Origin of the sequence: Flavobacterium sp. MMS24-S5 (assembly GCF_050320125.1) — a bacterium.
GTDB classification, from domain to species: domain Bacteria; phylum Bacteroidota; class Bacteroidia; order Flavobacteriales; family Flavobacteriaceae; genus Flavobacterium; species Flavobacterium tyrosinilyticum.
Map to the genome: position 1 here is coordinate 2,528,215 of NZ_CP190016.1, position 12,977 is coordinate 2,541,191.

General features: G+C 33.8%; 9 protein-coding genes and 2 pseudogenes. 5 read left to right on the top strand and 6 right to left on the bottom strand.

Annotated elements, in window-relative coordinates:
• Positions 1-260 precede the first annotated feature (260 nt).
• The 3 genes and pseudogenes from glmS to ACPWTF_RS11700 form a co-directional block, all read right to left on the bottom strand.
• Positions 261-2,112, bottom strand: a pseudogene (glmS, locus tag ACPWTF_RS11690) (glutamine--fructose-6-phosphate transaminase (isomerizing)).
• Between the two features lie 9 nt (positions 2,113-2,121).
• The gene (locus ACPWTF_RS11695) at positions 2,122-3,759 is read right to left on the bottom strand and encodes a DUF4270 domain-containing protein (protein WP_427875553.1); all 1,638 of its coding nucleotides are present in this window, start codon (positions 3,757-3,759) and stop codon (positions 2,122-2,124) included.
• A 21-nt stretch (positions 3,760-3,780) separates the two neighbouring features.
• Positions 3,781-4,587, bottom strand: coding sequence for a glycogen/starch synthase (locus ACPWTF_RS11700; RefSeq protein WP_095930313.1), 807 nt, complete (start codon positions 4,585-4,587; stop codon positions 3,781-3,783).
• Between the two features lie 106 nt (positions 4,588-4,693).
• Here ACPWTF_RS11700 and panC point away from each other — a divergent pair, with 106 nt between their 5' ends.
• The 5 genes from panC to ACPWTF_RS11725 all read left to right on the top strand — a co-directional run bounded on the left by panC (position 4,694) and on the right by ACPWTF_RS11725 (position 10,610).
• A complete protein-coding gene (gene panC / locus ACPWTF_RS11705; RefSeq protein WP_095930312.1) occupies positions 4,694-5,542 on the top strand; it encodes a pantoate--beta-alanine ligase in 849 nt (282 codons plus the stop codon).
• A 14-nt stretch (positions 5,543-5,556) separates the two neighbouring features.
• A complete protein-coding gene (gene panD, locus ACPWTF_RS11710) occupies positions 5,557-5,907 on the top strand; it encodes an aspartate 1-decarboxylase (protein WP_008465481.1) in 351 nt (116 codons plus the stop codon).
• A gap of 202 nt (positions 5,908-6,109) precedes the next feature.
• Positions 6,110-7,264, top strand: coding sequence for an alpha/beta hydrolase (locus ACPWTF_RS11715; RefSeq protein ID WP_427875554.1), 1,155 nt, complete (start codon positions 6,110-6,112; stop codon positions 7,262-7,264).
• Entirely contained in the window at positions 7,264-8,625 is a 1,362-nt protein-coding gene (radA, locus tag ACPWTF_RS11720) for a DNA repair protein RadA (protein ID WP_095930311.1), read from the top strand. Before ACPWTF_RS11715 ends, radA begins: the two co-directional genes overlap by 1 nt.
• 20 nt (positions 8,626-8,645) lie before the next feature.
• On the top strand, positions 8,646-10,610 hold the full coding sequence (locus ACPWTF_RS11725) for a transglycosylase domain-containing protein (RefSeq protein WP_427875555.1): 1,965 nt from the start codon (positions 8,646-8,648) through the stop codon (positions 10,608-10,610).
• Positions 10,611-10,927: 317 nt separating this feature from the next.
• Here the strand turns inward: ACPWTF_RS11725 and ACPWTF_RS11730 are convergent.
• The 3 genes and pseudogenes from ACPWTF_RS11730 to ACPWTF_RS11740 all read right to left on the bottom strand — a co-directional run bounded on the left by ACPWTF_RS11730 (position 10,928) and on the right by ACPWTF_RS11740 (position 12,761).
• A pseudogene (locus ACPWTF_RS11730) lies at positions 10,928-11,966 on the bottom strand (aldo/keto reductase).
• Positions 11,967-12,223: 257 nt separating this feature from the next.
• Positions 12,224-12,517: a type II toxin-antitoxin system RelE/ParE family toxin gene (locus tag ACPWTF_RS11735; RefSeq protein WP_369013239.1), complete on the bottom strand. Its 294-nt coding sequence runs from the start codon at positions 12,515-12,517 to the stop codon at positions 12,224-12,226.
• Positions 12,510-12,761 (bottom strand): hypothetical protein, encoded by a 252-nt coding sequence (locus tag ACPWTF_RS11740; protein WP_008465494.1) that lies wholly within the window; start codon positions 12,759-12,761, stop codon positions 12,510-12,512. Before ACPWTF_RS11740 ends, ACPWTF_RS11735 begins: the two co-directional genes overlap by 8 nt.
• Between the last annotated feature and the right edge of the window lie 216 nt (positions 12,762-12,977).

Consider the following 12,977-nt stretch of genomic DNA (forward strand, 5'->3'; position numbering starts at 1 on the left):
TAATATACATAAAAAAACATTAAATAAAATAAATATTTACTATCAAATTATACAATATTTTAACTATTTATTAATTCAATTTATTGTAATAAAAACAAATAAAATGACAAGAAAAACCAATATACTATGCATACATATAAATTTTAATCAAAAAACTGAAAATTTCATAAAAATACATATGCCTAAAAAAATTATTGACAATAAAAAAAAGCGAGACCTAAATCTCGCTTTTTTTAACATATAAATATTTAATAGAATTTTTATTCTACTGTAACCGACTTTGCTAAGTTACGTGGTTGGTCAACATTACAACCTCTCATTACAGCAATGTAATAAGAAAGTAGTTGCAACGGAATTGTTGTAACTAACGGTGATAATGCATCTGAAGTTTCTGGAATTTCGATTACATAATCTGCCAATTCACGAACTTGAGTATCACCTTTTGTAACAACAGCAATAATTTTACCGCTTCTTGATTTAATTTCCTGAATGTTACTTACAATCTTGTCGTAGTGCCCTTGTTTAGGAGCAATTACAATAACCGGCATAAATTCGTCAATTAAAGCAATCGGACCGTGCTTCATTTCTGCAGCTGGATATCCTTCTGCGTGGATGTATGAAATCTCTTTTAATTTTAATGCACCTTCTAAAGCAACAGGGAAATTATATCCTCTACCTAAATAAAGACAGTTTGGTGAATCTTTAAAAGCAGCAGCAATTTCTTTTGCTTTATCATTAGTTTCTAATGCTTCAGCAACTTTCTCAGGAATAATTTCTAATTCTTGAAGATAAGTATGGAAATCTGTATTTGACAATGTTCCTTTTGCTTTTCCTAAACGTAAAGCAATCATCGTCAGAACAGTAATTTGAGTAGTGAATGCTTTGGTAGAAGCTACTCCAATTTCTGGAACCTGCATGCGTATAAGCACCTGCATGACTTTCTCTAGAAATAGAAGATCCCACTACGTTACAAACTCCAAATACAAATGCTCCGTTTTCTTTAGCCAATTTAATAGCCGCCATAGTATCTGCAGTTTCACCAGATTGCGAAATAGCGATAACTACATCGTCTTTGTTGATGATTGGGTTTCTGTATCTAAACTCAGAAGCATATTCTACTTCTACAGGAATACGGGTAAATTCCTCGAAGATATATTCTGCTACTAAACCTGCGTGCCAAGAAGTTCCACAAGCAACAATCAGGATTCGTTTTGCGTTTAAGAATTTCTCTAGATTATCCTCAACACCAGCCATCTGAACAATTCCTTCATTGGCATGAAGTCTTCCTCTGTAGGTATCTTTAATTACACTTGGCTGTTCGTAGATTTCTTTCAGCATGAAATGATCATACCCTCCTTTTTCAATCTGCTCCAAATTCATTTGAAGTTCTTGAATATATGGATTTACTAAAGAGTCATCTTGGATTTTTCTAATTTTAATTGGCTTATGCAATCTAATATTTGCCATTTCGCCATCTTCTAAATAAACTGCATTAGAAGTATATTCAATAAATGGTGAAGCATCAGAAGCAATAAAATACTCCCCTTCTCCAACACCAATTGCTAACGGACTACCTAATCTAGCCGCCACAAGTTCATTCGGATTTTTTTTATCAAAAACAGCAATTGCATACGCACCAACAACTTGGTTTAACGCAACCTGAACAGCTTTACCCAATTTAAGATTTTCGTTCTTTTGAACTTCTTCTATCAAATTAACTAAAACTTCAGTATCTGTATCTGACTTAAAAGTATAACCTCTTTTGATAAGTTCCTCTTTTAAAGGCGCATAATTCTCGATAATTCCGTTATGAATAATTGCTAAATCTCCAGAATTAGAAAGATGAGGGTGCGAATTCACATCATTTGGAACCCCGTGAGTTGCCCAACGCGTGTGTCCAATTCCAATATTACCGTTTATAGTAAAACCTTCATCGGCTTTAGCTTCAAGATCAGAAACTTTACCTTTTGTTTTGCAAACTTTAATGCCCGACTCGTTGTCATACAACATAACGCCGGCACTATCATATCCTCTGTACTCTAGACGCTTTAATCCCTTTATTACAATAGGATAGGCATCTCGATGACCGATATATCCAACAATTCCACACATATATATTTATTAATTTGGTTTCGTATAGTACACCTCAAGTTTCAATCTTTTATCTTCTGGAGTAGAAGTAGAGACTTTTCCTCCATATATGATTGTCCCAAGAGGATTTAATAATGATGTTCTTGGTACTACCGGAGTAATAGCATTTTTCTCCTTAAGCGCATTAAACGCAACTGTAGTTGGGCTTAGAGAAACAACCAAGCCTAAATCAACATTTTTAACTGTAGCATCTTTTACTAAATTACGAATATGGCTCGTGATTCTAATTTTATAGCTTTTCCCTCTTTTATCAGTACCTTTACTAATTACTCCACCATAAGCAGATACAGCATCTGTAGAGTAATCTGCCAAAATGGTATTATCTGTCAAATTGTACAAATACACTCTATTTGGCTCTTGTGCACCAGCCATCTTATCAGCATCAATATAGAATACTAAATTAGCTTCGTTTACTTTCCAATTCTTAATAGTGACATTACTTCTAATTTCATCCAATTGGTCAGAAACTCCATTCGCTCCATTTACTACCGCACCATTAGAATCATAACTTAAAACATCTGTTGGATTAAAAAGTTTTATCACCGCCAAAGAGCCTACTCCACCTTTTAAATAAAGCCTTTCATCTCCATCTGTTTTATTTACGTTTGTTGTTATAGCACTTTGGTAATCTGCATTTCTAGTATCTTGTAGAAAATTAGCCGTGGTTGTAGAAGTACCTTTCAAGTTTAAAAGAATCTCCTTGTCTTCGGTAGCTTCTGGATCATCTGTAGTTGAGCTAGTTTTTGCTTTATATTTAATTGTAATAACACCTTTAGAAAAATCCATCAGTGCCAAACTACTTGGATTAGATCCCGATTTCTCAACATTAAAGTACAAACCTCTAAAATATTCTTGAAAAACATCTTCTGCAGCAAGCTTTGAAGCATCTGCATTTAATATCCTATCTTGAAAAAACTGCTTGTTAAGCTGCAGTGTCATTTGAGGTGCTTTTCTTGTAGTTGTCTTTGCTCCTTTATCATCAGTTGTTTCGATTCTGATTTCATTCGCATCAAAAAAGAATTGATCATCTTTAAAAGTTCCATCTGTCGCTTTTTCATCATTTAAGCGATTTCCCAATTTATTGTTGAAAAAATCAGTGTTTTGATCTGTATAATAAAACTGTGGCAACTGGGTACCTCCACTTAAATAACTGCTTCTCATCTGGATTCCAGACTCATAAACACTTAATTTAATTTTTCCATTTTTGTCTCCATAAATAGAATCTAATACATAAGTGGTATTTCCTTCATTATCTGTAGCTGTTGCATGACTGAAATATGGAATTTCAAGCACAACACTTTGAATTACTGGAGAATCCCCAACTTTTATAGGATAACTAGAAAGTCCTACCTGAGTTACAAAATTTGCCGTAGTGCTTGCAAAAAGCGGATTGTCTAAAATACCAAGGGCATTTGGTGTCATGGTATTGGACTGGATAGGGGTAACTTCTTGATTAAATGCTACAACATCGTATTTTTCAGCTTCAAGTCCAAAATGATCATCTCCAATCAAACCATCACCAATCGCATTAAAATCTTTGTCACAAGAATATAGAAAAACAGCCATTACAGCCAAAAGAGCTTTCTTAATAAAAGAAGTTTTATACATGTCAAAAAATAAAATTAAAATTTAAAGTCCAAATGTTCTATAGAAATTTGTATAAGCGTCAGCAAATGCATCTTTCGTGGCGAAAGGTAAAAAAGGTTTTCCTGAAGATTCTATAAATTTTGTTAAACTTGGAGAAACATTCTCTGATGCAATGATCACACCATCAGAATGTAAAATACTAGCTTTTAAAACATTCTCATAATTTGGCACTTCCAAATCTGACACTGCTTCATGAGGAACACCATCAAACTTAACTTTATTTATCATTTCTAAATCTAGGTTCTCATCAAATGACTGCCCATAAACAGAAGTAATAATTTTCGTTTCAGAAAATAGTGCTTCGTGTTTATAATAATGCTTCATATAAATGGGTAGCATTGCCGCAAGCCAACCGTGAACGTGTATAATATCTGGAACCCAGTTTAATTTTTTCACAGTCTCCACAACGCCTTTTGCAAAGAAAATTGCTCTTTCGTCATTATCTGGATATAAAGCGCCCTCTTCATCTGTAAAAGTGGCTTTACGTTTGAAATATTCGTCGTTATCAATAAAATAAACCTGGATTCTTTCTTTCGGAATGGAAGCTACTTTAATAATCAACGGCATATCTAAGTCATTCACTACCAAATTCATCCCTGAAAGTCTAATCACTTCATGCAATTGGTGTCTTCTCTCATTGATATTTCCATATCTTGGCATGAAAATTCTTATCTGACCGCCTTGGTCATTAATCATTTTCGGAACGTCATAAGACATTAAAGAAACCTCATTTTCAGCCAAGTAAGGCACGACTTCAGATGATACATATAATATCCTCTTATCTTTCATAATAGTATTTTACTTAATTTTGGTAATAAAAACGTCGCAAAATTACAAAAATTTATGCAGTTTATAACTAATATATTATGTTTGCATAAATTTTAATAATACCTCAATGCATATTTTCTACAGTAAAGCAGCGTTGATAGCTTATCTTAAAACTATCAAAACCGCAAATTCTACTATCGGATTTGTACCCACAATGGGCGCTTTACACCAAGGACATTTGGCTTTAATGCAACGTTCGTTAAAAGAAAACAACGATACAGTAGTAAGTATTTTTGTCAACCCAACTCAATTTAACAACGCCGAAGATTTAGCAAAATATCCTAGGACACTAGAAGAAGATGTTAAGAAAATGCGTACATTAAGCGATAAAATTATTTTATACGCACCTTCAGTCGAAGATATTTATGAAGGAAATACCGTTTCGCAGACTTTTGATTTTGACGGATTAGAAAACCAGATGGAAGGAAAATTCAGACCTGGACATTTTAATGGTGTTGGAACAATTGTAAAACGTCTTTTTGAAATCGTCACTCCAACAAATGCGTATTTTGGAGAAAAAGATTTTCAGCAGCTTCAAATTGTAAAAAAATTAGTTGAAAAAACTGACTTACCAGTAAACATTGTCGGTTGTCCTATTTTTAGAGAAGAAAATGAGCTTGCAATGAGTTCAAGAAACGAACGTCTAACTCCGCAAGAAAGAAAAGATGCTTCTATTATCTACAAAGTTTTAACCGAGGCAAAAGAGATTTTCCAAAATCACTCTCCGCAAGAAACAATCGAATTTGTAGAAAATTCCTTCAAAGACAACAAAGAGTTCGAACTGGAGTATTTTGTTATTGCTGACGAATCTACACTTTTGTCTATCGATAAGAAAGAGAATGATAAAAAATATCGTGCATTTATAGCGGTATTTGTTAATTCTATAAGACTGATTGACACCATTTCATTAAATTAATCTAACTTTGCAGCATGCAAATTCAAGTTATAAAATCAAAAATTCATCGAGTTAAAGTAACTGGAGCCGATTTAAATTACATTGGCAGCATTACTATTGATGAAACTCTACTAGAGGCTTCAAACATTATTGAAGGCGAAAAAGTATCTATTGTTAACATTAATAATGGCGAGCGTTTTGAGACTTACGCTATTAAAGGTGAAAAAAATTCAGGAGAAATTACTTTAAATGGTCCTGCAGCTAGAAAAGTGCAAAAAGATGATATCATCATTATCATTTCTTATGCTACTTTGGATTTTGAAGAAGCAAAAACCTTCAAACCATGGATTATTTTCCCGAATGAAAACGACAATTCTTTAACCTAAGATTTTCTTTTTCTTACCGAATTCCCCTACTTTGTCAAAAGTCAATTTTGCACAAAAAAACTTTCTTTTGTCTTAATCCAAAATGATTTTGACGCTAAAATACTGTGCTTCAAATTTTAACCTCATTAACAAAGAAGCAAATAAAATAGTATATTGCTACACTATTTTCAATACTTTTTAATTTACTGAAATGCCACAAATCATGAAAAAAGTTTACCTACTGTTTTTATTAATTTCGTTTTCGTCGTTTGCCCAAAAAACGTTCGATAACATTAAATCGGAAAAACTCGGAGAAGAGCGTAGAATTACAATTGGACTTCCTGCTTCTTACGAAGCCAACAAAGACAAAAAATATCCTGTTCTTTATTTATTGGATGGAGATTACTTATTTGATCCTTTTTCTGGAGCCATAAGTTATGGAACTTATTGGGATGATATTCCAGAAATGATCATTATCGGAATTCATCAAAACAAAGATGAAGAACGTTATGAAGACACAACAATTGATCAAAACGAAGGTCTTCCTTTTGAAAAAGGAGCAAAATTTTTTGAATTTATTGGAGCAGAATTAATTCCTTATATCGAAAAAAAATATCGCACTTCGCCTTTCAGACTTATTGCAGGTCATGATGTAACAGCAAGTTTTGCCAATTTTTATTTGTACAAAGAAATCCCGCTTTTTAATGCCTACATCTGTTTAAGTCCAGAGCTAGCCCCAAAAATGGAAGTGCGTATTGCAGAGAAATTTGCTAAAATAAAAAGCCCTGTCTTCTATTATCTTTCTGCAGGAGAAGGTGATATTAAAAAAATTAAAGAGCCAATAGAAAAATTAAACAGCAATATTAAAATCGCCAATAATCCGTTAGTGAATTATAAATATGATGTATTTAAAGGCGCAACGCATTATACAGAAGTATTACATTCTATACCAAGTGCATTATATCAGATTTTTGAAGTATACCGTCCTATAAATTCTGCCGAATACAACGACAAAATTGCGGTTCTTCAAGAAGGTTATGCAGAATATTTAGAAAAAAAATATGCTACAATGTCTGAAGCTTTAGGAGTTCAAATTCCTGTTAGAATGAGCGATTTTAAAGTAATAGAAAATCTTATTTTAAAAAGAAATGCTTACAGTGAACTAGGGAAAATGGCTGAAATAGGAAATGTAAATTACCCTAAAGCCATGTTGGGAGAATATGAATTAGGTTTGATGTACGAAAAAATGGGCGACCCTAAACATGCTTCGAAAAAATACCAAAACGCTTCACAAATGGAGCCAATTGGTGATTTGAACAAAGACTTGATGTATGAGAAAATTGACGAAATGAATACACTTGCTAAAAAAAGTAAATAATGTCAAAAGTTAAAACTTCCTTTTTCTGCCAAAACTGCGGAACCCAATATGCTAAATGGCAAGGGCAATGCAACGCGTGCAAAGAATGGAATACGATTGCCGAAGAAATCATTCAAAAACAAGACAAGGTCGCTTGGAAAAGTGAACCTACTCCGACAAGCAAAGCACCAAAACCTTTAAAAATTAACGAAATTGATTCTACACAGGAAGTTCGAATGGACACTACTGATAGCGAATTGAATCGTGTTTTAGGTGGCGGACTTGTCCCTGGATCTCTGACACTTTTGGGCGGTGAACCCGGCATCGGAAAAAGTACACTTTTGCTTCAAGTTTCTTTAAAATTACCATACAAAACTTTATACGTTTCTGGAGAAGAAAGCCAGAAACAAATTAAAATGCGCGCAGAGAGAATTACGCCAAACAGCGACAACTGTTATATTCTTACTGAAACCAAAACGCAGAATATATTTAAACAAATTGAAACCATTCAACCTGAAGTAGTCATAATCGACTCGATTCAGACTTTGCATACCGATTATATCGAATCGACTGCGGGAAGTATTTCTCAAATTCGCGAAACCACTGCTGAACTAATCAAATTTGCTAAAGAAAGTAATATCCCCGTAATCTTGATTGGGCACATTACAAAAGACGGAAATATCGCTGGACCAAAAATTCTAGAGCATATGGTCGATACTGTGCTCCAATTTGAAGGCGACAGAAATCATATTTATCGAATTTTGCGTTCGCTTAAAAACCGTTTTGGCTCTACATCAGAACTTGGAATTTATGAAATGTTGGGAAGCGGATTACGAGAAGTTAGCAATCCTTCTGAAATTCTGATTTCTCATAAAGACGAAGAATTATCGGGAACTGCAATTGCGACAACTTTAGAAGGCATGCGTCCATTGATGATCGAAATACAATCTTTAGTGAGTACAGCTGTTTATGGAACACCACAAAGAAGTACAACAGGTTACAACGCAAAAAGGCTAAACATGATTTTGGCTGTTTTAGAAAAAAGAGCTGGATTTCGCTTAGGCGCAAAAGACGTTTTTCTGAATGTTACTGGCGGAATTTCTGTAGATGATCCCGCAATTGACTTGGCTGTTGTGGCTGCCATTTTATCTTCAAACGAAGATATTCCGGTTGGAAAAGGATTTTGTTTTGCTGGCGAAGTTGGACTTTCTGGCGAAATTCGTCCTGTTAATCGTGTAGACCAACGCATTCAGGAAGCTGAAAAATTAGGTTTCGACACCATATTTGTTTCTAAATACAATAAAATTGCTTTAAAAAATACTGGAATAAAAATCGAATTGGTTGCTAAAATTGAAGATGTTGCTAGCATTCTTTTTGGCTGATTTCAAATACCACTCCTCCTATGAATTTTCCAAAACAAAAAATATACAAAGCATTAAAAATACTTGGAATAGTAGTCATAGTACTTTGCATCGGACTTTACTATTTTCGTGATTCCCTTTTAAAACAAGCCATTGCAAAAGTCACCCACAAAATGGCTGTTCAGTACCAAAGCAACTTTTCTGTACAATCAGCTTCATTTGATGGTTTATCGACTATAAAATTGACAGATGTTGTTTTAGCTCCAATAAATGCTGATACGCTTGTCAAAATTAAAAATGTCGAAACCAGCATCAGTTTAAGTAATTTATTAATTGGAGATGTTCAAGTTGGAACTCTAAAAGTAGACAATGGATATATTCAATTAGTCAAAAAGGGCAAAAAACGAAATTTTGATGCTTTTCTAAAAAGAGATCGCGAAGAAACCGATTCTAATGAAAAACGTAAATACGCTGCTTTTGCTTACAGAATCATTTCGAAAGTATTGAATTTGGTTCCGACTGATATGGATCTGAAAAATTTTAATTTCAAAATCGACGACAACGGAAAACAAACCAATATTGCTGTAGATAAACTTGTTTTAAACAACAAACAGCTCGAAACCAATCTTCATGTTCAAGCAAAAGATTTTGATCAGCGTTGGAACATTAAAGGGTTTGCTGATCCGAGAAATAAAAAGGCCGATATTCGATTTTTCAACTTAGATACTGGCGCTATTCGCGTTCCGTATTTAGATCAGCGTTATAACTTAAAAGCAAGTTTTGATTCTATACGTCTAAATGTTCAAAACATAGACAAAAGCGGCAGCGAACTCCATATAGACGGTTACACTTCTATTGCAAATCTTAAAATCAATCATCCGAAAATTGCGAGCAAAGATGTCGTTATAAAAAATGCGCGTTTTGATTACCGATTTTTGTTAGGAGATAGTTTTATTTCTATCGACAGCACTTCGAGCATGCAGTTGAATAAAATCAAAGTTCGTCCTTACATTTCATACGATACTGAAAAAGACACGATTTATACTTTGAAAATGGATATTCCGAAAATGAAAGCGCAAGATTTTATCGTTTCGCTTCCTGACGGTTTATTCACGCATTTCCAAGGAATGCAGGCCACTGGAAATTTCGATTACAAATTAGATTTCAAATTCAATAAAAACAAACCCAATACGCTTGTTTTTGATAGTAAGCTTAACAAAGAAGATTTACGAATCACTAAATATGGCGAAGCCGATTTAAATAAACTAAACGGCGAGTTTGTGTATCGTGCCATTATTCAGAATGTGTTGCAAAGACCTATTTTGGTCGGAAATGCAAATCCGAATTATACGCCTTTGGACCAAATTTCTCCTTATCTAAGAAAATCTGTTCTAACGACAGAAGATCCTTCTTTCTTCTCGCATCGCGGATTCATAAACGAGGCGTTTAAACAATCGATTCTTAAAAACATTCGAACTAAGAAATTCTCTCGCGGTGCCAGCACAATCAGCATGCAGTTAATTAAGAATGTCTTTTTAACTCGTGAAAAGACGCTTTCGCGAAAGCTGGAAGAAATTCTTCTAGTTTACATTTTAGAAAACAACCGAATTGTAAGCAAAGAAAGAATGCTAGAAGTGTATTTCAATATTATTGAATGGGGACCAAATGTGTACGGAATTGGAGAAGCGAGTCATTTCTATTTTCAAAAAAGTCCTTCGGCTTTAAATGTTGACGAATGTTTGTATTTGGCAACTATTATTCCGAAACCAAGAAAATTCATGTATCAGTTTAACGATGAAGGTAACTTGAAAGATTACGCTATTAAAAACCAAAAATTCCTTAAGAACTTAATGTTTAGAAGAGGGCTTTTAGTTCCGGAAGACACAATCGGATTATTGCCTGTTTACATTTCAGGAAATGCGCGTTCTTTAATAAGAATTAAAGTTCCAGACTCTACAGCAGTGAAAACTGATTCTTTGGCTGTTGATGATGAATTTGATTTATAGTTTTTTTTCTGCCACGAAGGCGGTAAGACACTAGGTTTTTTTGTTTTTAATCTCGCAAAGACGCAGAGTCGCAAAAGTTTTTCAATAGCCCCTAGGCTTAAGCTAGGGGGAAAAAATCGAAATAGAAAAAGGGCTTTAACAAAACTAGTAAAGTTTGGCTAAAGCCCTTTGATTTGCATTTATCTTCTCATCCAGCTAAAGCTGGACGCTATTGAGCTTAAAAAAATAACTTTGCGACTCCGCGTCTTTGCGAGATTAAAAAACTTCGTGCCTTAGCGCCTTCGTGGCAAAAAATCGCCTTCGCGGTTAAATATACTTTAAGGCGCAGGATCTGGAATTATAGCCTGAACTGCATCAATTTCTGCTAAGATTTGTTTAGAAAGAACTACATCAATAGTATCAATGTTTTCTTTTAATTGTTCCATAGTTGTCGCTCCGATAATAGCGCTTGTCAAAAACGGCTGTTGCAATACAAATCCCATTGCCAATTGCGTTAACGTTAAACCATGTTTTTTAGCGATTTCCAGATACAATTTAGTCGCTTCAGTACATTGGTCACTATTGTAGCGTTTGTACTGCGGAAAAAGATTAATTCTCGCTTTCGGGTGACTTTCTCCAGTTAAGAATTTTCCAGTCAAAACTCCAAATGCTAAAGGTGAATATCCTAATAAGCCAACATTTTCATATTTTGAAACTTCTGCAGAATTCACTTCAAACAAACGGTTCAATAAAGAATACGGATTCTGAACTGTTTTGATTCTTGGCAGATTATTGTATTTGCTTTCTTCCAAAAGGCGCATCATTCCCCAAGCATTTTCATTAGAAACTCCAATATGTTTAATTTTACCTTCTTTGATTAATCCATCGAAAGTTTCTAAGATTTCTCTAAAGTTATCTTCCCAAACATCATCATGTCCGTGAAAAGCGCGCTGTCCGAAATTATTCGTTTTTCTTTCTGGCCAGTGCATTTGGTACAAATCGATATAATCAGTTTGGAGTCTTTTCAAACTGTTTTCAACTGCATACTTAATACTTGCCGGAGAAAAATCCAATTTCTCACGCATATATCCAAAATTCGGATTCGGCACCTGCAATTTTAGATGCTAAAACCACTTTGTCTCTATTTCCTGATTTTTTAAACCAAGTTCCAATAATTTTTTCTGTGCTTCCGTAAGTCGCTTCACTCGCAGGAACCGAGTACATTTCGGCAGTATCAAAGAAATTAACTCCTCTTTCAAGAGCATAATCCATTTGTTCGTGCCCTTCTGCTTCTGTATTCTGCTGCCCGAAAGTCATTGTTCCAAGGCATATTTTACTAACTTTTATATCGGTGTTGGGTAATGTAGTGTATTTCATTTTTTCTTTAAAGGTTCAAAGTTGCAAAGAGACAAAGTTACAAAGGGATTTTTCAAATTAGGATTTGAAAAAGGTTAAAAAAACTACAAGATTTTTTTGATCTCTCCTCCAAGGTTTCCAAAACCTTGTAGGTGTTTTTTTTTATTACAAACAAACCTAAACCTATACCTACAAGGTTATGAAAACCTTGCAGGAAATAAAAAGGCTCAAAGTAAAAAACTTTGAGCCTTTGCATCTTTGTCACTTTGAACCTAAGTTCATTTTAAGCTTTTTAATGGATTTTGAAATGTGTTGAAAATTCTAACAATAAAAACAGAATCTTCTTTGATTTTATATAGAATTTTAAAATTTCTAACCACAATTCTACGGCAATCTATTCTATATTCATCGAATTGAAATTGCTCGGCAAAAATGATATTATTTGCACTATTAAATAATTCGTCTCTAACTTTTAATGCTGTTTCTTTCGAATATTTACTCTTAAATTCGAAATAAATTTCCTTCAAATCCAATTTTGCATGCTCTGACCAAAAAACTGTTGGTTTATTCATTATCCCAATCTTTCATTTCTTTTGACAAATCTTGACTTGAGATTATGCGATTGTATTTAATATCCTCTAAACCTTCTTCTACTTTATTATGATAATCAATTAATGTCACAGGATTTCCTTTCGCATCATACGAAACCACTTCATTTAAATAATTATCAAAAACTGAAGAAACAATTCGCAGAACTCTTTCATCAGCCAAATCCAATTGATTTTTTATTTTCTCTTTTAATTCAGGAAGTCCCATAGTTTAATCTTTTTGAAATCCAAAGTTACGAAAATAATAAAACAGAAATCCCAATTTAAAAAATCCAAATTCCAAATCTAACGTTTAAACTAAAAGGTTTTCAAAACCTTAGAGGTGTATTTCTTCTCCAAACAAACGAGCTAAACCTACAAGGTTTTAAAAACCTTGCAGGAAACAAAAAGGGTTGAAGTAAAACTGCACTGCCCCCAAAAAGTT

Bases quoted from the DNA above. Each gene is read 5' to 3' on its own strand.
- ACPWTF_RS11695 (WP_427875553.1), bottom strand. From the start codon at position 3,759: ATGTATAAAACTTCTTTTATTAAGAAAGCTCTTTTGGCTGTAATGGCT.
- ACPWTF_RS11700 (WP_095930313.1), bottom strand. From the start codon at position 4,587: ATGAAAGATAAGAGGATATTATATGTATCATCTGAAGTCGTGCCTTAC.
- panC (WP_095930312.1), top strand. From the start codon at position 4,694: ATGCATATTTTCTACAGTAAAGCAGCGTTGATAGCTTATCTTAAAACT.
- panD (WP_008465481.1), top strand. From the start codon at position 5,557: ATGCAAATTCAAGTTATAAAATCAAAAATTCATCGAGTTAAAGTAACT.
- ACPWTF_RS11715 (WP_427875554.1), top strand. From the start codon at position 6,110: ATGAAAAAAGTTTACCTACTGTTTTTATTAATTTCGTTTTCGTCGTTT.
- radA (WP_095930311.1), top strand. From the start codon at position 7,264: ATGTCAAAAGTTAAAACTTCCTTTTTCTGCCAAAACTGCGGAACCCAA.
- ACPWTF_RS11725 (WP_427875555.1), top strand. From the start codon at position 8,646: ATGAATTTTCCAAAACAAAAAATATACAAAGCATTAAAAATACTTGGA.
- ACPWTF_RS11735 (WP_369013239.1), bottom strand. From the start codon at position 12,517: ATGAATAAACCAACAGTTTTTTGGTCAGAGCATGCAAAATTGGATTTG.
- ACPWTF_RS11740 (WP_008465494.1), bottom strand. From the start codon at position 12,761: ATGGGACTTCCTGAATTAAAAGAGAAAATAAAAAATCAATTGGATTTG.